Consider the following 20,630-nt stretch of genomic DNA (forward strand, 5'->3'; position numbering starts at 1 on the left):
CGTCCAACACCCCTCAACCGTCTTGGCGCTGCGCGCCAATCCACCTTCTCCCACAAGGGGAGAAGGAAAAAGGGAGGCGCTACTTCAGCACCTTGCCATCAACTCCAAACCTATAAGTCCTCGCCGGATCCGGCGTTGCGTAGAGCGTTGCGCCGGGTTCGGCATTGTAGACGCCGAAGATGCGTACGGTGATCAGTCCGGCCTTCTCGCAGTCGAGGTAGAGATTGGTGTCGGCGCCGAGATGCTCGGCATGGACGACCGTGCCCTTCCAGGTGCCGGATTTCGCGTCGACGGTCAGATGCTCGGGACGAACGCCGATGGTCTTGGCCGTTTCGCCAAGCCTGGCGCCATCAATGAAGTTCATCTTCGGCGAGCCGATGAAGCCGGCGACGAATTCGTTAGCCGGCGAATTGTAAAGTTCCATTGGCCCGCCGATCTGCTCGATCTTTCCGGCGTTCAGCACGACGATCTTGTCGGCCAGCGTCATCGCCTCGACCTGGTCGTGGGTGACGTAGATCATCGTCGCCTTCAACCGACGGTGCAGCTGGGCGATCTCCAGCCTCGTGTTGACGCGCAGTGCGGCGTCGAGATTGGACAGCGGCTCGTCGAAGAGGAAAAGCTTGGGCTCGCGCACTACGGCGCGGCCGATGGCGACGCGCTGGCGCTGGCCGCCGGACAATTCGGCCGGCCGCCTTTCGAGATAAGGTTCCAGCGACAGCATCGACGAGGCGATGCCGATGCGGCGGTCGATCTCGGTCGCCGGCGTGCCCGCCTGCTTGAGGCCGAGGCCCATATTGTTCTTCACCGTCAGATGCGGGTAGAGCGCATAGGTCTGGAACACCATGGCGATGCCGCGCTTGGCCGGCGGGGTTGCGGAGACGTCCGCGCCGTCGATGACGACACGGCCCGAGGTCGAATCCTCCAGCCCGGCAATGACCCTGAGCAGGGTCGACTTGCCGCAGCCGGAGGGACCGACGAAGACGACGAACTCGCCATCCGTCACTTCGAGGTTGATGCCCTTCAGCACCTCGACCGGCCCGAAAGCCTTCTTCACATTCTCGATGTTCAGCGAACCCACGGCTTCGTCCCTGTTCTAGAGTTTGACGGCGACGCCGCCGCGCACGCTCTCGTCGGCGGCAAGGCAGACGGCGAGCGACTTCACCGCGTCATCCATGTGGCGGGTCAGATCGAGATCCTCGCGGATCGCCTTCAGCACGAACGCCTGTTCGAGATCGCACAGGTCCTGATGGCCGGGCTCGCCTTCCATCGACAGCATCTCGTCCGGTTTGGTGAACTTGCCGTCCGCGCCAGTCGCCGCACTGTGCAGGCGGATGGTCGAGGTTTTGGTGTGGGTGTCGATGTCGTCGGACCTGACGCCTTCTTTCATGACGATCGAGACGCAGCCCTTGGGCGAGATCACGTCCTTCACGAAAAAAGCCGTCTCCGAGATCATCGGCCCCCAGCCGGCCTCGTACCAGCCGACGGAACCGTCATCAAACAGCACCTGCAGATGACCGTAATTGTACATCGATGGCGCGATCTCCTCGGTCAGCCTCAACCCCATGCCGCGCACCTCGACCGGCCTGGCGTCGGTGATCTGCAGCATCACGTCGAGATAATGAACGCCGCAATCGACGATCGGCGATGTCGTCTGCATCAACTGCTTGTGCGTCTCCCAGCTATGGCCGGAGGATTGCTGGTTGAGGTTCATGCGGAACACGTAAGGGCCGCCTAGCTTGCGCGCCTCGGCGATCAGCCTGATCCAGGACGGGTGGTGGCGCAGGATGTAGCCGATCACCAGCTTTTTGCCGTTGGCCTTGGCCGCGGCGACGACGCGTTTCGCATCCGCCACCGTCGTCGCGAGCGGCTTTTCGACGAAGACGTGGCTGCCGGCCTCGAACGCTTTCACCGCATAGTCGGCATGGCTGTCGGAATAGGTGGCGATGCAGGCGACATCGGGCTTCTCGTCGCGCAAAGTCTCTTCAAAGGAGCGCTTGATACCATAGGTTGAAAGCCCGTCCGGCAACGGCACGTCCGAACGGTTGACCAGAGCCGCGATCTCGAAGCCTGGATTGGTGTGGTAGGCCAGCGCATGGCTGCGGCCCATATTGCCGAGGCCAGCGACGACGACGCGAAGGGGTTCAGCCATCTCGATCTTCCTTTTCTTGCCTGCGAGCTACGAGAGCCACGAGTACCCGTGGCTCGCATTCATCTGCGACCCGCAAAGCCGCTGCTTCACTGTCACAGCGGGACAAAAGTCGGAAGCCATAGGCATCGACCCCTTCCTTGATCAGCGAAAGCCTATGATCGTCAGGCAAAGGATGCTCAAGATTGAGCGCCTGGGTGAACGTCTTCGACTGCTCGTCTTCCATCTGGGAATCGACACGCCAGCGAATATGACAGTTGTATTCTTTTGGCCGGCGCTCCGCCCCTAACCGCGTCAGCCAGACAGCCGCATTGAGATAGAACTGTGGTCCCCAGGCGGACTTCTGAAGGTTAAGCAGGCAGACCGTTTCCGGCCATTCGCGGTAGTAATTCGTGGCGCGCACTCCTGGAAATCCATATCGGCTTGCCCTCTCGGCAAGGCTCTGGACGATAATGTCTCGACCCTCGCTCACTTGACCGCTCCCGAGGTGATGCCGCGGATCAGCTGCCGCGAGAAGATGACGTAGAGGGTCAGCACCGGCATGATCGCCAGCGACAGCGCCGCCAGAATCGCGTTCCAGTTGGTGACGAACTGGCCGATGAACAGCTGGGCGCCGAGCGTCACCGTCTTGGTTTCCTCCGACGGCGCCAGGATCAGCGGGAACCACAGATCGTTCCAGATCGGGATCATGGTGAAGACGGCGACGGTCGCCATCGATGGTCTGACCAGCGGCAGCACCAGCCGGAAAAAGATGGTGTATTCGGACAGGCCGTCGATCCGTCCGGCGTTCTTCAGGTCGTCGGATACCTGCTTCATGAATTCCGACAGGATGAAGACGGCAAGCGGCAGGCCTTGTGCCGTGTAGACCAGGATCAGCGCCGTCAGCGTGTTAACCAGCCCGCTTGCCACCATCAGCTGCAGGATAGCGACAGTGCCGAGGCGGATCGGGATCATGATGCCGAGTGCCAGGTAAAGCCCCATCAGCGAATTGCCGCGGAAGCGGTATTCCGACAGCGCGAAGGCAGCCATTGCGCCGAACAGCAGCACGAAGAATAGCGAGGCGACGGTGACGACAAGGCTGTTTTGGAAATAGTGGATGAAGTCGCCCTGGCCGATGACGGTGGTGTAGCCGATCAGGTCGAAGGTTTTTGGCGTCGGCGGCGTCAGCGGCGCGCCGAAGATGCCCGCGCGGGATTTAAACGAATTCATGATCACGAGGATCACCGGAAACAGCGCGATCGCCGTGTAGGTCAACAGGATTGCGTGGGCGCCGATGGTGCGGGGTAGCGAACGGGTTGCCGTGCTCATCTTGCGCCTCAGAACTGATAGCGACGCAGGCGCGTCTGGACGAGGAAGAGGTAGACGCAGACGCCGCCAAGGATGATCAGGAACATCATCGTGGCGATCGCCGCGCCCATGTTGGGATCGCCGACCTGCAACTGGAAACCGAAAAAGGCGCGGTAGAGGAAGGTGCCGAGGATATCGGTCGAATAATTCGGTCCGGCGAGCGCCCCTTGCGCGGTGTAGATCAAGTCGAAGGCATTGAAATTGCCGACGAAGGTGAGGATCGAGATGATGCCGATCGACGGCAGGATCAGCGGCAGCTTGATCTTCCAGAACTGCGACATGCCGGTGATGCCGTCGCATTCAGCCGCCTCGATCACCTCGTCGGGGATCGACAGCAGCGCGGCATAGATCAGCATCATCGGGATGCCGACGAACTGCCACACCGAGATCAGGCTGAGCGCGGTCAGCGCATATTGCTCCTTGCCCAGCCACGGCGTGAACAGGCTTTTCAGGCCGACGAGATCCATCAGATTCGGCGCCACGCCCCATAGCGGCGACAGGATCAGCTTCCAGGCGAAACCGACTATAACGAAGGACAGGATCGTCGGCACGAAGATCGCCGTGCGGTAGAAGGCGGAGAATCTCAGCCGCGGGCTGGACAGAAGTGCGGCCAAAAGGACGCCGATCGGGTTCTGCACCAGCATGTGGATGATGAAGAACCAGACATTGTTCCTGAGGGCGTTCCAGAAATTGACCGACCAGTTGGGATCGCCGAACAGCCTGCGGAAGTTTTCCAGTCCGACGAAGACCTGGGCCTGGTCGATGTTGCGAAACAGCGAAAGCTGCAGCGTGCCGGCCAGCGGCAGGATCATGATCGCCGTATAGACTAGCAGCGCCGGCGCCAGGAAGACGACGATATGCCAGCGGAACGGTCGTTTCGGTGCTGCGGCCATGTGTTCGGTCTCCGCCGATCAGGTCTTTGCAATTGCTTTCGACGGCGGCGCTGCCCCTCACCCTTACCCTCTCCCCGTGAAGAACGGGGAGAGGGGGCCGCCAGCGTTGCGGCTTCGTCCTTCTCCCCGTGCTTACGGGGAGAAGGTGCCGGCAGGCGGATGAGGGGCGGCGCAGTCGACTGTCATTGGGCAGTTTTGACGCCAGGCCGCGCGCGAGGCGCGACCTGGCCGTCGTCTGAGCTCTTACTTCGCCGGCTTGTACCAGCTGTCGAGGCCGTCCTGCAGCTTCTTGGCGGCAGCTTCCGGCGTATCGGTGCCGTTGATGACGTTGGCCGATTCAACCCACGTCTCGTTCTCGAGGTTCGGCGTGCCGCGCGACAGGATCTGGTAGGTCGAGCGGATCGTCGACTTGCATTTGTCGCGCCAGGAGACGAATTCCTGGGCCAGCGGGTCTTCCATCTTCACCGGGGTGTTGTTCAGGCTGAAGAAGCCCGGTAGCGCGTTGGCGTAGATGGTGGCGAAATCCGGCGAGGCCACCCATGTCAGGAAGGTCTTGGCGGCGTCCGCGTTCTTCGAGGCCGCATTGAGGCCCATGCCGATGTCGGTGTGGTCGGAGATGTAGCAGGTGTCGCCGACCTTCTGTACCGGCGGCGGGAACGCGCCCATCTTGAACTGCGCCTGCGTGTTGAACAGCCCGATCTCCCACGAGCCGGCCGGATAGATGGCGGCGCGGCCGAGCGTGAACAGGTTCTGGCTGTCCGGATAGGTCTGCGCCTCGAAGCCGTCGCCGAGGTAGTCCTTCCACTTGGTCAACTCCTTGTAGGGCTCGACCCACTGGGGGTCGGTCAACTTCTGCTCGCCCTTGATCAGGGCTGCGCGGCCTTCCTCGCCCTTCCAGTAGTTTGGGCCGATGTTCTGGTAGCCCATGGTCGCGGCTTCCCAGAGATCCTTGGTGCCCATCGCCATCGGAATGTAGGTACCGTCGGCCTTGATCTTGTCGAGCGCGGCGTAGAATTCCTCATTGGTCGTCGGCACCTTGATGCCGAGCTGATCGAAGGCGTCCTTATTGTAGATGAAGCCGTGGATGACGGAGGCCATCGGCACGCAGAAGCTCGCCTTGCCGTCGTCGGTCTGCCAGGCGGCCTTGGCGACGTCGGAGAAGTTCTCCATGCCGGGCAGCGTCGAAAGATCGGCGAGGTTGCCCTTCTTGTAGAGTTCCAGCGACTTGTCGAACGGGCGGCAGGTGATCAGGTCGCCTGCCGAGCCGGCGGCGAGCTTGGCGCCGAGTGCGGCGTCATACTCGGTCGGCGCCGACGGCGCGAACACCACCTTGATGCCCGGGTTCTTGGCTTCAAAAGCCGGGATCAACTTGTCCTTCCAGATGGCAAGGTCGTCGCCGCGCCAGCTTTCGATGTTGAGCGTTACATCCTGGGCATAGGCCATTCCGGCGGAGCCGAGAATGCTGGTGCCGAGAAGAAGTGCCGTCAGTAGTTTCGTTGTCATGCTCAGTCTCCCTGTTGACCTTTTTCAGGTTCGGTTTTGAGAACAGGGGCTTTCTGCCCCATGCTCCCCTCGATCGCGGAAAGAGCCGGTCGCAGCTTCTGGCCGGTCCCCTCCAGTATCTTCTCGGCCGCATCGGCACTGGCGGCGCCGGCGGCGAGCAGAATGGCGGTCTTGACGCTGCCACCGCTTTTCTCGAGCAGGCGCGCCGCATCCTCCTTGTCGCGCCCGCTGATGGCGGCGACGATGCGCGCCGCGCGGTCGCGCAGCTTGATGTTGTCGGCCATGAGGTTGACCATATAGCCGTCATGCACATGGCCGAGATGGATGGCGGTCAGCGTCGACAGCATGTTGAGCACGATCTTCTGGGCCGTGCCGGCGCCCATGCGCGTCGAGCCGGCGATCAGCTCCGGCGGCGTTTCGAGCAATATGGCGATGTCGGCCAGCCGAAGCAGCGGCGCATCCTTGTTGTTGGCGATGGCGATGGTCGCCGCCCCCCGGCGCCTAGCGTTCTCGATCGCGCTGACAGCGTAGGGTGTCGAGCCGCTGGCCGAGACCGCGATCAGGCAGTCGCCCTCGCCGATGCCGGCAGCGGCAACTGATGCCGAGGCTTCGTCGGTATCGTCCTCCGGTCCGCCGGCCAGCGTCTTGAAGGCTTCGTCGCCGCCGGCGATCAGGATGGCGATGCGGTCGCGCTGAATGCCAAAGGTGCCCGGCAGTTCCAGCGCATCCGCCAGCGCCATCAGGCCAGAGCTGCCGGCTGCAGCGTAGGCGAGCTTGCCACCGCTTTTCAGCCGGCTTGCGATGATCTCGGCTGCTTTGGCGATGGCAGGAATGGCGCCGCGCACGGCCTGGGCGGCCTCGATCTGCGCATTGGCCAAAAAGGAAAGGATGGCGTCCGGAGCCTGGATGTCCAGCCCCTCGGCATTCTGGTGAAGCGCTTCGGTGCGCGTTTCGGCCATCCGCTTTCCTCCAATCCAGAAAACAATACCAAAAAAATACCACTTGTCCACACGGATTAACGAATTCGTTGCGCCAGGAGTGGCCGACCAGCAAAATGCGCAGATTTTTCAATAAAATACGACTTAATCTTTTTGAAACCGAAATTAACCCTTGGCTATTGGTATTTTATTGGTATTATCCGCCTGGAGGAGAAATCGCGTGAATTTCGTGCTTGGCATCGATGGCGGCGGCACCAGTTGCAGGGCAGCCCTTGCGACAGCGGACGGCACCGTCGTCGGCCGTGCCAAGAGCGGTGCCGCCAACATCCGCACGGACCTCACCGGCGCCAGGGCCAACATCGTCGATGCGGCGCGGCAGGCCTTTGTCGCCGCCGGGCAGGACCCTGAACTGATCCCGCAAACCCCGGCCATACTCGGCCTTGCCGGCGCCAATGTCGGTACCTACAGGCAGCAGCTCGAAGCCATTCTGCCGTTCAGCGCGAGCCGTGTCGAAACCGACGCCGAGATCGCGCTGGAAGGCGCGGTCGGCTCCGGCGACGGCGCCATGGCCATTCTCGGCACCGGCACCGCCTATATGGCGCGCAGACAAGGCAAGTCGCGCGCCATCGGCGGCTGGGGTTTCCAGGTCGGCGACCAGGGCAGCGGCGCCCGCATCGGCCGCGACCTGCTCGAACAGACACTGCTCGCCTATGACGGCATCCGCGAGGGATCGCCGCTGACGCAAGCCATGCTCGCCATCTTCCGCAACAATCCCGAGGATTTGGTCGAGTTCACCACCAATGCCAAACCTGGCGATTTCGGCGGCTTCGCGCCCAAGGTCTTCGACCATGCCGCCAAGGGCGACATCGTCGCCAACTGGATCCTCGACAAGGCGGTCGGCGATGTCGAGGCGGCACTCGGCGTGCTCGATCTCGGCGGCGACGATCCTCTGTGCCTGCTCGGCGGGCTGGCGCCGCTTTATGCCCCGCGGCTGTCGGCGCGCTACCGGGCGCTGCTGAAGCCGCCGCTCGACGATGCGCTGGGCGGCGCGGTGCAGATGGCGGTTCGTGTCTTCGCCAGCGCGGTGGAGGCACCGCGATGAACGAAGCCGCCGACCAGATCTTCGCCACGCTGAAACAATCGTCGCAAAGCGGCGCGCCGCTTTATCTGCAGCTCAGGAAGAGCATCGAGGACGCGGTCAATCGCGGCCTGATCGGACCGGGTGACGCACTGCCTTCCGAGCGCGACATCGCCACCAAGGCCGACATTTCGCGCGTCACCGTGCGCAAGGCGGTGCAGGATCTGGTCAAGGGCGGCATCCTGGTCCAGCGCCACGGCTCCGGCACCTTCGTCGCGCCGCGCATGGAGCGTGTCGAGCAATCATTGTCGCGGCTGACATCCTTCACCGAGGACATGGCCCGGCGCGGCATGGCCGTGCGATCGGCTTGGCTCGACCGCGGCCTCTATGCGCCGTCGCCCGACGAAATGATGGTGCTCGGCCTGTCGTCGAACGAGCTGGTGGCGCGCGTGGCGCGCCTGCGCATTGCCAACGACACGCCGTTGGCGATCGAACGCGCCGCACTGTCGGCAAGCGTGCTGCCCGATCCGGCAGGAATAGGGTCCTCGCTCTACGCGGCGCTGGAAACGACGGGCCTCCGGCCGGTTCGGGCGGTGCAGCGCATCTCCGCAGCCAATCTCGGCGACAGCGATGCGCGCCTGCTCGAAGTGCCGCCCGGCATTGCCGGGCTGCACATCGAGCGTATTTCCTATCTGGCGAGCGGCAAGGTGATCGAATTCACCCGCTCCATCTACAGGGGCGATGCCTATGATTTCGTCGCCGAACTCCGGCTGAGCGGGCCGGGCGAAGAGGGCCGGCCATGAGCGCGACGACCACCCAAATGGGGACTACCCATATGCGGCGCGAGATCGAGGAGATCCCGGAGGCCACCGCTCGCCTGCTCGATGGTTCGGCAGCGGTGCTGACCGAGGCCGGACGCGGCATCCGCGAACGCGACCCGCATTTTATCGTCACCGTGGCGCGCGGCTCGTCCGACCATGCCGCCACCTTCATGAAATATGCCGTCGAGCTGACCGCCGGCCTTGCGGTTGCTTCGGTCGGCCCGTCGATCGCCTCGATCTATGGTGCGAAACTCAAGCTCGCCGGCTCGGCCTGCCTCGCCATCTCACAGTCTGGCAAGAGCCCGGATATCGTCGCCATGGCGCAAGCGGCTAGGGCCGGCGGCGCGCTGACCGTCGCCATCACCAACACTGCCGATTCGCCGCTCGCGCGAGCCTCGGATTACGCCATCGATATCTTAGCCGGGCCGGAGCGCAGTGTTGCGGCGACCAAGACCTTCGTCAATTCGGCGGTCGCCGGTCTTGCCCTGATGGCGCACAGCACCGGCGACGACAAATTGCTGGCGGCGCTCGCCCGGCTGCCGGAGCATTTCCGCAAGGCGATCGCCTGTGACTGGATGGCGCTGGCCGGTGCGTTGGAGACGCCAAGATCGCTGTTCATCCTCGGTCGCGGCCCGTCCTCGGCGTTTGCCAACGAGGCGGCGCTGAAGTTCAAGGAGACCTGCGCCATGCATGCCGAGGCCTATAGCGCGGCCGAAGTCATGCATGGGCCGCTGGCGCTGGTCGGGCCCGGCTTTCCGGTGCTGGCGCTCGCCGCCCGCGATGCTTCAGAGCCGTCGGTCGCCGAGGCCGCCGATAGCCTGGCGGGCAAGGGTGCGGCTGTCTTTGTCACCTCGGACAAGGCAAAGGTTGCTCAGCAGCTGCCGCATGTCGCCACCGGCCATCCACTGACCGATCCACTGACGCTGATCGTGTCCTTCTATGGCTTCGTCGAGGCCTTTGCCCGCCATCGCGGCCTCGATCCCGACGCGCCGCCCAATCTTCGCAAGGTCACGGAAACCACATGAGCGACCGTTTTGCCCTGACCGGCGCCCGGATATTCGACGGCGACGACTGGCACGACAATACCGCCCTTGTCGTGCGCGACGGCCTGGTCGAGGCCATCGTTGCCGCCGGCGCCATTCCGTCCGGTGTTGCGCGTATCGAGACCGGCGGCGGCATGCTTGTGCCGGGCTTTGTCGACCTGCAGGTCAATGGCGGCGGCGGCGTCATGCTCAACGACCATCCCGATGTCGCCTCGATCGAAACCATCTGCCGGGCGCACGCACCCTTTGGCACGACGGCGCTGCTGCCGACGCTGATCACCGACACGACCGAGATCACCGCAGCAGCGGTTGCGGCGGGGGCCGAGGCCACACAGCAGAAAGTGCCTGGCTTTTTGGGCCTGCATCTGGAAGGTCCGCATCTGTCGATCGCCCGCAAGGGTGCGCACGATCCGGCATTGATCCGGCCGATGCTGGATGCCGACCAAGCGATGCTGATTGCGACACGGAAAAATCTGCCGGTGCTGCTGACGACGATAGCGCCCGAATCCGTCGACCCCGCGCGCGTTTCGGCGCTCGCTGGGGCCGGTGTTATCGTCAGCCTCGGCCATTCCGACACCGGTTACGCCAAGGCGCGCGCCTTCGCCGATGCGGGTGCTACGGTGGTTACCCATCTGTTCAACGCGATGAGCCAGATCGGCAATCGTGAGCCGGGGCTGGCGGGTGCGGCCATCGACACCGGCACATTGTTTGCCGGCATCATCGCCGACGGCATCCATGTCGATCCCGCCACCATGGCGATTGCCTTGCGCGCCAAGCAGGGGCCGGGAAGAATCGTCCTTGTCACCGACGCGATGGCGACGATCGGCACCGATATGACCTCGTTCACGCTCAACGGCCGCACCATCCACCGCAAGGACGGCAGCCTGCGGCTGGCCGACGGCACGCTGGCGGGCGCCGATCTCGACATGATCTCCGCCGTGCGCTTCGTCCATCGCATTGTCGGACTGGACCTGTCGGAGGCGCTGCGCATGGCTTCGCTCTATCCGGCGCAAGCGATGGGCCAATCACACCGGCTCGGGCGCTTCGCCAACGGAACCACCGCCGATATTGTTTCGCTGTCGGACGATCTGGACGTCAAAAGCGTCTGGATCGGCGGCAACAGGGTTTTTGGAGCTGGTGTCGCAAGGGGCGCCTGAGGCGCCAGCCGTTCGGCCCACTGCCTGAAGCGGGTGGTTGTTCATATGTCCCTCTTGTCCTCATTGGCCCTGAGGTTGCGCCGGAAGCCGAAGCGCGGCCGGTCTCGCCACTTTCGGCAGCAGGCGGCGCACGGCGGGCGCGGCCGCCACATCGTTCCTGGCGGCGAACAGCTCGTGGTTCTTCTCGATATCGTCGAGCTTGTAGCGGTAGTTGACCATCAGGCCATGCGCCTGACGCAGGGCGCGGGGCGACAGGTCGCCGAGATGGTCGATGCGCTCGAGCCGAGCGCCATTGCCGAGATGGAACCGGGCGACGGGGTCGATCACCTTGCCGGACGCGGTGCGGGCCTCGAGGAAATACTGCGCTGCCAGGGGGAGCAGGGCCTGGCCCGCGCGGTCGCGCGTGGCGGCGTCCGCATGCCAGCCCTCATTGGCAAGGAGATCCAGCACTTGAGCGGCACCGGGGATGGTTTCGGCCTGCTCGGCCAGCCAGCGGGCAAAACCCGGCACCGGAGACAACGTGATGAAATCGGTCAGGCCGGGAAGGTCGCGGCGCAAATCCTCGACCACCTGCTTGATCAGAAAATTGCCGAACGAGATGCCGCGCAAGCCCTCCTGGCAGTTGGAGATGGAATAGAACACCGCCGTCGTGGCCTGCCGTGGTTGCACCGACGGCCGCTCGTCGGCAAGCAGCTCAGCAATCGCCGTCGGCATCGTCCGGGTGAGCGCGACCTCGACGAAGATCAGCGGCTCGTCGCCGAGCTGCGGATGAAAGAACGCGTAGCAAAGCCGGTCGTCGGGCTCGATCCGGCGGCGCAGATCGTCCCAGTTGTGGATGGCGTGCACCGCCTCGTAGCGGATGATCTTTTCCAATATGTTGGCCGGCGTCGACCAGTCGATCCGCCGCAGCACCAGGAAGCCGCGGTTGAACCACGACGACAAGAGGTGCGTGAAGTCGGCATCGACGATGGCGAGGTCGGGCGATGTGATCAGCCGGCTAAGCAGGTCCTCGCGCACGCGCACGAGGGTCTCGATGCCACCAGGCGCCAGGTTCAGGCGGCGCAAGAGCTCCTGCCTGGCCGGCTCGGCGGCGTCGTGCAGGGCAAACGCCGTGCGATCGTCGGGCGCGGCCCGATAGGCATCCACCGCGGCGGCAAGCCTGGTGTGATCGGTGCCGAAACGATCGCGCAGCACATGCAGGAACGCCAGCCTTCCGTCGGCGTCGAGGGTGCGCCAGCGATCGAGTATCTCCCGAGCATAGGCGACGCCCGACGCCTCGCCCTGGCTGGAAAGCAGACGGGCGCACAGACGTGCCAGGCTGTCGACTGAAATCGGCTCGTCACCGCGAACGAGGTTCAGCATCATCCGGCCGCGATCGGCGATGGTGTTCAGCAGGTCAACAAAGAAAGGGCTGCGGTTCATCGATCCCGACCGTCGAAGAGGAGCCTGCGGGCCCGGAAAGGCATGAGGATGAAACAGACAATATGGGACCGCATCTCATGAGCACAAGCGCGCCGGCGTCGGCCAACGAATTCCTGACCGGAGGGAGCGTGTGCCGGCGACGGCGGACCGGCAGCCGCAGCGCGTCAGCCGGCCGCCCGGTCGGCCGCTGTCCTGATCGCCTCGATGTTCGTCCGATAGGCTTCGACGCTGCCGCCCTTGAAGATGGCCGCACCGGCGACAAGCACGCTGGCGCCGGCCGCGGTGACCAACGGTGCAGTTTCCGGCGAGATGCCGCCGTCGACCTCGATCCGGATCGGCCGGCTGCCGACCAGCGCCTTCACACGCTTCACCTTGTCGACGACACCCGGAATGAAGGCCTGGCCGCCGAAGCCCGGATTGACGGTCATGATCAGGACCAGATCGAGCCGGTCGAGCACATATTCGATTGCCGTTTCCGGCGTCGCCGGATTAAGCGACACGCCGGCCTTCTTACCGAGATTCCTGATCGTCTGCAGCGAACGGTCGAGATGTGGCCCGGCCTCGGCATGCACCGTCATGCCGTCGCAGCCGGCCTCGGCGAAGGCCTCCAGATAGGAATCGGCCGGCGCGATCATCAGATGACAGTCGAAGAAGGCCTTGGTGCGGTTGCGGATCGCCTTGATCACCGGCGGGCCGAAGGTGATGTTGGGCACGAAATGGCCGTCCATGACGTCGAGGTGGATCCAGTCGGCGCCGGCCGCCGCCACCGCCTCGACCTCGTCGCCGAGCTTCGAGAAATCCGACGCCAGCACCGATGGCGCGATCAGGGTCTTGTGAGCCATGTCCGCTTCCCGTTCTTGAGCCCGCTCCCGCCCTATCGCATCGGCCCGAAAATGGCCAGTCGTCGTGGCAGAAATCGGACAGCGCGTCCCGCTCTATCTCTTTGTTTTAGCCGTATTTCTGCGACGCCAAGTGATTTCACTTGGCTGCAAAGTGCTCTGGCTGCTGCGCTGTTTCAGCCGACCGTGCACCGTGAGGTCCAGCTGAAAGGAACCAGACCGATTTCGAATCCAAAGCTTTTCTTATCGAATTGGATAAAGGTTTCGGAGTATGCCCGCGGCGATCGGGACTACGCATATCAAGGGCGGCGTCTCGGCGTAACAGGAAGATTGCATCATGGACGGGGCGATCGTCAGGACCACACTCTCGTTGATAAGCCCTGGAATATTGCTTGTCTTTGGGATTGCCTTCGTCTGCGCCTGGCTTATCGAACGAAAGCGAAGTTATCTCCTCGTGCTGGCGAGCGCGTGCGCTTTGTTTGCTCTTGGTGCGATATCCCAGATTCTCGGTTGGCCGCCAGGGGCCGGACCCAATGCAATCGTGTCTGGCGCGATCTATACATCGGCTGTCCTCGCAGCGGCCGAGGGTATCCTCCTCCGCTCGGGAACGAGGCTCGGCCTGAGAATGGACGCGGCGGTCCTGATCGGATTCACGCTTCTACTGGCGTATTTCTTCTACGTTGACCGCAACCTTCTTGCCCGGGTCTACATCCAGAATTTCGGGTACGGGATCATCCTGCTCGTTGCAGCAGTGCGACTCTCGCCCCTTGCCGGAGGCCGGTACGTCGACAGGGTGCTGTTTTGGATTCTCCTGGCATTCGCCCTGCATTTTTTCCCACGGACCTTATTGACGGTCGGGCTTTCGGTGCCCACCGATAAAACAGCCTTCGCGAACTCGATGTTTTGGCAGCTGCTTCAGCTTTCTCTTGCTGTGCTCGGTGTAGGCCTCGCCCTGGCAATCCTCGCCGCCGCCGTTACCGACGTGATTGACGATCTCCGCCGGGAGCGCGATACCGACCTGCTGACCGGCGTTCTGAACCGCCGCGGTTTTGAAGAGCGTTCGGCCGCCTATTTGCGAAACGGCGGACAAGGCACCGCATCGCTCGTCTTGTGCGACGTAGACAATTTCAAGAGCATCAACGACGCCCACGGTCATGACGTCGGCGACAATGTCCTGCGAGAGGTCGGACGTGTGCTGCGCAAATCATCGCGCAAAGGCGATATCGTCGGCCGGCTTGGCGGCGAGGAATTCGCGGTGTTCCTTCCAGATACCAGTGCCGAGGAAGCCTATGAATGCTCCGAACGACTAAGGATCGCCATCGAGAACACCAGTTTTTCCGCGCTGGCGGGCGCGAGGCAGCTCACCGCGAGTTTCGGCGTGGGAACGTTCAAATCCAGCGATGCCTGGTCGAGCCTGTACAAGCGGGTCGATGCAAGGCTTTACGAAGCGAAGCGGACCGGGCGCAATCGTACGATTGCCCAAGAATTCTCAAGTTCGAAGGTCGATGGAGAGACAGAGATGTCGGCCCATACAGTTCGACCTGTTCGATGATGATCCGGGGAGAGGCGGTGTCGACCGCCTCTCTCCCTATGCAAGCGTCGCGATTCAGTTCGCCGGATGCCGCGGCCTGGCCGGTCGTGGCAGAGAGACCTTGCCGCTGCCTTGCTTCATTTTCTGCACGTTGAGCTTCACGGGTGGCTTGGGCACGCAGTGTCCGCGCACCAGTTTTTCGGTTGCCCGGCAGGCGGTGACGATCGCCGGGTTCTTCACGCATGCCTTGCCGACCAGATGGTAGCCGCGCTTGCAGTCGATAATGATGGGCGGCTTGCGCACACATCTCCCGTCGATGCGCTGTTCGTTGCGCTTGCACCTGTCGGCGATCACCGCATTGCGCACGCATTTCAGGCCCACTTGATGGTAACCGGGAAGGCAGTGGATGCTGACGCCAACGCACCTGCCGTTGACGAGTTTTTCGGTGCGGCGGCAGGCAGCCACGAGCGGCCTGTCGACGCATTTGCCGCGGATCAGCCTCTGGCTCGGCAGGCATGTGCGGCCGGCATCGATCACGACCGGTGGAAGTTGCGGTTTACCGGGATTGGGTCGCGTATCGACCGCCAGATCGTCGGCTTTCGGGTCGAAATTGCGCTTGATGCAGGTGAAATCCTCGCCGTCGTTGTCAACCGTGGCGATCGAACCATTCTGCTTGATTTCCTGCAGCGTGCACTGGATCGAGCGCGTCCTGACGATGCTGAGCTCGTGTGCCGCACTCGCCTTGAACACTCCGCCATTGTTGAAGGCAGCCGTCGTGCCGGTAAAGAATGCGCCGTTCGAGCAGCTGATGCGGTAGTGAAACGCACCCGGCGCATCGCGCTCGACCTCGAACGCCACCTGGCCCTTGCGCGGGCAGAGTTTTTTGAAGCCAGCGCTGTCGGACACAGTGACCTCGCCCTGCCAGTCCGAATGCGCCGGGGGGTTGTCCGGGTTGCCCTGAGGTGCGTCGGTGAAGCCGCCCCCGCCTGCACCGGTGCAGTGGACTGTGATGTCCTTCCAGCCGTCAAAGGGCTCGAACGGACCGTTGCCGACAATCTCGGTCTTGTACTGGAAGTAGGCAGTGGTGCCGACATCCTCCCATTTCTCATAGGTGGCGAAATAGCCATTCTTGGTCGCATCGTATGACGCCCACGCCTGCTGCAGCTCGGACGTGATCGGCCCAGCGTTCTTCTGCCGCCAGATGCGCATCGAAACCGGCCCGGCCTGATTGGCTTGCGCCCGGCTCGTGACCTTCAACGAAGGGCAAACAGTGCCTGGCGTCGAGCCGGGCTGGTTCGACTGGTAGGTGGTCAGGAACAGCTTGACGTTCTCCACGTCGAATTCGCCGAAATCGTTGGCGATGTCCTGAACCTTCGGCTTGATCACCGGGTCGCAGACGACCTGGACGTCGAACGAACCGTGTTCGGCATAGTGCGAGTCGGAAAGCGGATGGGGCCAGCTGCCGCCCTGTACCTCGCTGACAGCATTGTCCATGTCGAGCGCTGTGTCGGTAAGGGCCGAGAAGCTCGCATGGAAGGTATGCGTGAACGAATAGGACTTCGTCGGTCCATCGGCCTGGAGGTGCTGATTGCACTTGCTAATGATCTGGTCGCCATAGGGCACGACGGCGATGCCGGTGTCCGATGACTGCGGTATGATGGAGGGATCAAAGGAGAAATTCTCCTGGTGATCGTAGTCGCGGCTGACAGGCGACGCGCTCCAGATCGGCGGAAACGCGCCGCACTGCCCCGGTCCGCAAACGCCGAGCGCCACGCCGACGTCCTGTACATAGCCTGGCCACCGCGTGTTGAGTTTCATGTGGCCCCAGAACTGGACATTGCCGCTTTTCAGCGTGTCCCATTTTTGCTTGTCGCTCGAGCCGACATGGATCGTCGTGTTGGCGCTTTCGGTGTGGAACGACATTGACTTGATGTTCGCCTGCTTGGCGAAAGCCGGCGTGGTGGCAAGCGCAGCTGCGATCAGGGCCACGGTCGCCGCCGTGTTGCGGAAAACATGCTTGGCTGAAGACATTTTCTCTCTCCTGAAATGTTCCTTCAGGAGTTTGTCGCCACCCGCCGCTGTAAGGTTCACGCAGCTGCGAAACGCGTTCCGGCCAATGAAAGACCCCGCCGGATTGCTCCGGCGGGGTCCTGGGCGTTGCGGTACAAAAGATCACGGCTTGTTTCGCGCCGGATCCTCCTACTGGGGAACTCGAGGCCTGTGCCTCGGCATAGGCCTCTGCAGGATGTCCGGGTTCAGCAACAGGTTCGGGTTGATCTGCAGCGTCGGCGTCCTGCGGATCGGAATGCAGTCCGGATACTGTCCGACTGTCCCGGCCGGGCAGCGCCGTTTGACGATCGGCTGGCACTGGCTGTTGATCAGCCTTGAGCCGGGCGCGCACTCCACCGACGGCCGGCGGCATGCGCCTCTGATCACCTCGGTCCCGCGCGGGCAGACACAGGCGCCGCGCTTGTTGTGAACCTGGCCGCGGATGGTGCACTGTTCCACGGTCGGCTTCTTGACGATCGGCACGCAGGCCCTGCCCTTCAGTTCCGTCCCCCTCGGGCAGACGCAGTCGCCGTTCTTGGTGCGGATCTGACCGCGCAGCAGCTTGCATTGCTCCACTACGGGCGGCTTTTTCCGGATCGGCCGGCAGGCGTCGCCCCTCAGTTCCGTTCCTCTCGGGCAGATGCAATCGCCATCCTGGGTACGGATCTGGCCGGGCAGCAGCTTGCACAGGCGTGCCGGCGGCTCGTCGGTCGACACGCACCTGCCGTTCTCCAACTCGGTTCCGCGCGGGCAGATACAACGCCCGTCGGAGGTCCGGATCTGGCCCTTGAGCAGCACGCAGCGCTGCGGGTCCTTCGGTTTCGGTATGATGACCGTGCCGCCACCGGACGAGCACTGGCCGTTGCGGAAAATTGTGCCTGGCGGGCAGACGCAGTTGCCGGCGTCGTTCATGACAAAGCCTCGCGAGCACTCCTTCTTCACCTCACGCTTGATGGCGAAGGGATGGCAGGCATAGGCCTTGCCGCGATCGCCCTGCACGTCGGTCAGGTCGCGGGAGAGCACGTCGCCTGCGCCTCGCACCGGCGTGTCGGGAGACAGCACGCCGACGCAGTTCTGGCCACTGACGGTATCCTGCAGATTGGTCAGGCGGCCGCCGTCGGGAATGATCACGGTCACACGGTGAACGTGGCTTTCCCCGGCGCCGAGCGTCAGGTTCGCGACGCAGGAGGCAGGCAAGGTCGCCGGCTCCGGCGTGCAGCCGAAGGGCGGCTCGATCGAGGTGATCGCAACACCTTCCAGCCGGCCGAGTCCGTCCAGGCCGATCGCATCCCCGATGCGAACCGGACCGGAGAAGGCGCTCGCCCCATCGTTCGCGATGGTGATCGCGAACGAGCAGGGTTGACCGACCCGGCACTCTGCATCGCCGGTCTTCTCAACACGGATGGTCGAGGTGCCGCCGCCCTTGGCGCAAGCCCGGCCGATCGGATAGACGATGTCGTCGCCAGGCGCCGGGCCGTAAGAGCCGCGTGCGCAGTTCTCGAACGCGCCATTGGCGGCAACCGTCACGTCGAAGTGGCGGCTGGTTCCGGGAGTCATGACAGCGCCCGGAATCCGGCACGACAGCGTATTGGCTGGAACCGGTCCGCAAGCCCATTCCGCGCCGTCAGGGGTGACGGTCTGGATCTGGACGGGCGCGCCGCCGGCCACCAGCGTGGCGGCATCGTTGACCCTCACCGGACCGGTGGGAGCAGCGGTGCCGGTGCTGATGACGGTGATGCGGCAGGTAACGGCCGCATCACCGGCCAGCGAACCGTTGCACACTTTGGTGATGCGCATGGCCGGCTTGCCACCGTCGGGATGACGGATGCGTTGCTTGGCGCAGGCCCGATTGTTGGTGAGGTCGCCCTCACCTGGGATGGCCTTCACCTCGGCGCAGTTCTCGACCGTGTCCGGCCGGTAACCGGCCGGCATCACCGCCTTGACGAAGATCGGCGTCGAGGCGCCCGGCAAGAGCACGATACCGGCATTGTCGCAGCGGAACTGGCCGGGGCCGTTCGGACCGCATGTCCAGGGCGGGGTCGGGCCGAAGGTCGAGGACGCCGGCGTGCCGCCCGGATAGGTGTCGATGACCGTCAGCGGCCCGTCATGGGGGACGCCGCCGTTGTTGATGATGTCGATCACGAAGGTGCAGACACCATCGGCCGTGCAAGCCTCGGTGCGGGCACGCTTCTTTAGGATCAGATCGACCTTCCTTTCCACCGGCGGCCGGCAGTCGCGATCACGGTCGCCACGCCGGCAGATCGGGATCGAGGCGCAGCCGCGGTCGTTTTGCTGGCTGCCGAACAGCGGCTTGCCGCTGGCGCCATAATTATAGGCGGCGCAGTTGCGCAAGACGCGGCCTTGCCAGCCTCCGGTCGGCTTGAAGCCGAGTTCGAGGTCGAGAGAGGCACCCGGGTTGAGCGTGGTCACCGGATGGGTACACGTCATTGGGGTTGTCGCCGGCGCACAGACCCAGGGCGCATTCGGCCCTGAATCGAGAGTGGAGCCGGCAGGCAAGGTCACTTCATCGAGAACGATCTTGCCGTGGTAGGGCCCGTCACCGACATTGGTGACCCTGATGGTGAAGTCGCAGCCGCCGCCCATCGTGCAACGCCGAACCTCGGCGCGTTTTTCGACCTTGAGATCCGGCTCCTTGTCCTTGGGCGGGCATCTCTGGTCACGCGGAATGACGATGTCGATCGTCTGCGTGCAGCACAGGCCCCAGCCCTCCTCCGGGCCGGCATAGGTTTCGATGCCGGTGACGACGAGGTGGATGACGTCGCCGGGTGAGGCACCGACGATCTTCCAGTCGAGCACGCCGCCGCCCTCCGGCACCAACTGCGTGTCGGGGATGATGGTGATGCCGGGCGTCGTCGTCGAAAGCTGTACCCACTTGCCGGCCATCTCGGCGCCAACCGGCATGTGATAGATGAAGGCGCCGCCGCCGGGCACGCAATCGACTGTGCCGCGTTCCACCTTGAAGCATTCCTTCCCGGGAGGCGGTGGCGGCCGATCGCATTTGGTGACGTCGATCTTGATCGAGGTCTTTTCGCCGGTGAGGAAATTGCCGTCGTCCGGCTTGCCCGGGTCCTGCGACGGGATGATGGTCCCCGTGCCGGGTCCGACGGTTATCTTGATCATGCCCTGATTGTCGACGACTGTCGGCGAGGCAAACGCCGCATGGTCGATCTTGGCGGTGATCTGGAAGGTGACGACGCGCTCGTTGGGAGCGCCGACGCCGTCGAGATCGCTGGCGGAAATCCGGAAATCGGAAACCGTTGCTGTATCGTTCGGATTGGCCGACGTGCTGATCGTAGCACCGGGCAGCGGCCCGCCGGACGCATCCGTGCCGTCGCCGGACACATGCACGCCGACGATCCGCAGGCCATGCGGGAGCTGGTCCTTGAAGTCGATCTTGGCTTTTTCCAGCGCGGCCGCGAGGCCTGGGCTGGCAAAAGCTTGCGGGCTGCCGCGCAAGCCGAAGCTCAGGGAATATACGGCATGGTCGCAGCCTCGTTGTCTGCCTTTCTTGGTGAAAAAAGGCACCACCCGGCCGGGCCGCGGATTGACGATGCGCGGCTCATCGAGGTCGAAGCCGAAATCGGGACTGGCGGTTTCGAGCGGACCGGAATCGGTGGGCTTGTCGAGGTCGGTCTGGCTGGCCTGAGCCGGAACGATATCCTGGGCGAAACCTGGCACCGGGTTCAGCATGGCGACCGCGACACCGGCCGCCATCAGCCAGCGCGCGCCACGCCTGGCAAGTGACAGGGGCTTTATGGTCGTCCCCATGCCGGTTGCTTGATTGCCGGTTGCTTGATTGCTCGTCGCGAACGGGGAACGTGCTGAAATGCTCATCTTCCCGC

16 protein-coding genes are annotated in these 20,630 nt (G+C 63.6%); 5 read left to right on the plus strand and 11 right to left on the minus strand.

From position 1 onward, the window contains the following. Positions 1 to 79 precede the first annotated feature (79 nt). The 7 genes from E5X88_RS20580 to E5X88_RS20610 form a co-directional block, all read right to left on the minus strand. Complete coding sequence (locus tag E5X88_RS20580; protein WP_292164508.1) at positions 80 to 1,078, minus strand: ABC transporter ATP-binding protein; 999 nt, start codon at positions 1,076 to 1,078, stop codon at positions 80 to 82. Positions 1,079 to 1,093: 15 nt separating this feature from the next. Continuing rightward, on the minus strand, positions 1,094 to 2,149 hold the full coding sequence (locus tag E5X88_RS20585; protein WP_292164511.1) for a Gfo/Idh/MocA family oxidoreductase: 1,056 nt from the start codon (positions 2,147 to 2,149) through the stop codon (positions 1,094 to 1,096). Further along, complete coding sequence (locus E5X88_RS20590) at positions 2,142 to 2,618, minus strand: DUF4304 domain-containing protein (RefSeq protein WP_292164512.1); 477 nt, start codon at positions 2,616 to 2,618, stop codon at positions 2,142 to 2,144. The genes E5X88_RS20585 and E5X88_RS20590 overlap by 8 nt, the downstream gene beginning before the upstream one ends. Continuing rightward, complete coding sequence (locus E5X88_RS20595; protein ID WP_292164514.1) at positions 2,615 to 3,454, minus strand: carbohydrate ABC transporter permease; 840 nt, start codon at positions 3,452 to 3,454, stop codon at positions 2,615 to 2,617. The genes E5X88_RS20590 and E5X88_RS20595 overlap by 4 nt, the downstream gene beginning before the upstream one ends. An 8-nt stretch (positions 3,455 to 3,462) precedes the next feature. After that, positions 3,463 to 4,386 carry a carbohydrate ABC transporter permease gene (locus E5X88_RS20600; RefSeq protein WP_292164516.1) on the minus strand — a complete coding sequence of 308 codons (924 nt, stop codon included), beginning with the start codon at positions 4,384 to 4,386 and terminating at the stop codon, positions 3,463 to 3,465. A 243-nt stretch (positions 4,387 to 4,629) separates the two neighbouring features. Continuing rightward, positions 4,630 to 5,889 (minus strand): ABC transporter substrate-binding protein, encoded by a 1,260-nt coding sequence (locus E5X88_RS20605; RefSeq protein ID WP_292164518.1) that lies wholly within the window; start codon positions 5,887 to 5,889, stop codon positions 4,630 to 4,632. 2 nt (positions 5,890 to 5,891) lie between these two features. Continuing rightward, positions 5,892 to 6,848, minus strand: coding sequence for an N-acetylmuramic acid 6-phosphate etherase (locus E5X88_RS20610; RefSeq protein ID WP_292164521.1), 957 nt, complete (start codon positions 6,846 to 6,848; stop codon positions 5,892 to 5,894). 199 nt (positions 6,849 to 7,047) lie between these two features. Between E5X88_RS20610 and E5X88_RS20615 the strand changes: the two genes are divergently transcribed. From E5X88_RS20615 to nagA, 4 genes are read left to right on the plus strand one after another with little or no spacing between them, the layout of a single operon-like run. Next, the gene (locus E5X88_RS20615) at positions 7,048 to 7,929 is read left to right on the plus strand and encodes an N-acetylglucosamine kinase (protein ID WP_292164523.1); all 882 of its coding nucleotides are present in this window, start codon (positions 7,048 to 7,050) and stop codon (positions 7,927 to 7,929) included. Next, the gene (locus E5X88_RS20620; protein WP_292164526.1) at positions 7,926 to 8,708 is read left to right on the plus strand and encodes a GntR family transcriptional regulator; all 783 of its coding nucleotides are present in this window, start codon (positions 7,926 to 7,928) and stop codon (positions 8,706 to 8,708) included. The genes E5X88_RS20615 and E5X88_RS20620 overlap by 4 nt, the downstream gene beginning before the upstream one ends. Beyond that, positions 8,705 to 9,751: an SIS domain-containing protein gene (locus tag E5X88_RS20625; RefSeq protein ID WP_292164529.1), complete on the plus strand. Its 1,047-nt coding sequence runs from the start codon at positions 8,705 to 8,707 to the stop codon at positions 9,749 to 9,751. The genes E5X88_RS20620 and E5X88_RS20625 overlap by 4 nt, the downstream gene beginning before the upstream one ends. Beyond that, entirely contained in the window at positions 9,748 to 10,926 is a 1,179-nt protein-coding gene (gene nagA / locus E5X88_RS20630) for an N-acetylglucosamine-6-phosphate deacetylase (protein WP_292164531.1), read from the plus strand. The genes E5X88_RS20625 and nagA overlap by 4 nt, the downstream gene beginning before the upstream one ends. Positions 10,927 to 10,986: 60 nt before the next feature. Here the strand turns inward: nagA and E5X88_RS20635 are convergent, their stop codons facing one another. Both E5X88_RS20635 and rpe read right to left on the minus strand, forming a co-directional pair. Further along, a complete protein-coding gene (locus E5X88_RS20635; protein WP_292164533.1) occupies positions 10,987 to 12,348 on the minus strand; it encodes a malonyl-CoA decarboxylase in 1,362 nt (453 codons plus the stop codon). Between the two features lie 164 nt (positions 12,349 to 12,512). Continuing rightward, a complete protein-coding gene (gene rpe, locus E5X88_RS20640) occupies positions 12,513 to 13,190 on the minus strand; it encodes a ribulose-phosphate 3-epimerase (RefSeq protein WP_292164535.1) in 678 nt (225 codons plus the stop codon). A 334-nt stretch (positions 13,191 to 13,524) separates the two neighbouring features. Here rpe and E5X88_RS20645 point away from each other — a divergent pair, with 334 nt between their 5' ends. After that, positions 13,525 to 14,739, plus strand: a complete 1,215-nt coding sequence (locus E5X88_RS20645) for a GGDEF domain-containing protein (protein WP_292164537.1) — start codon at positions 13,525 to 13,527, stop codon at positions 14,737 to 14,739. A gap of 54 nt (positions 14,740 to 14,793) precedes the next feature. Here the strand turns inward: E5X88_RS20645 and E5X88_RS20650 are convergent, their stop codons facing one another. Further along, entirely contained in the window at positions 14,794 to 16,749 is a 1,956-nt protein-coding gene (locus tag E5X88_RS20650; protein WP_292164539.1) for an EB domain-containing protein, read from the minus strand. A gap of 168 nt (positions 16,750 to 16,917) precedes the next feature. Beyond that, the gene (locus E5X88_RS20655) at positions 16,918 to 20,622 is read right to left on the minus strand and encodes a hypothetical protein (protein ID WP_292164540.1); all 3,705 of its coding nucleotides are present in this window, start codon (positions 20,620 to 20,622) and stop codon (positions 16,918 to 16,920) included. Positions 20,623 to 20,630 lie beyond the last annotated feature (8 nt).

Origin of the sequence: Mesorhizobium sp. (assembly GCF_004962245.1) — a bacterium.
Classification (GTDB): Bacteria; Pseudomonadota; Alphaproteobacteria; order Rhizobiales; family Rhizobiaceae; genus Mesorhizobium.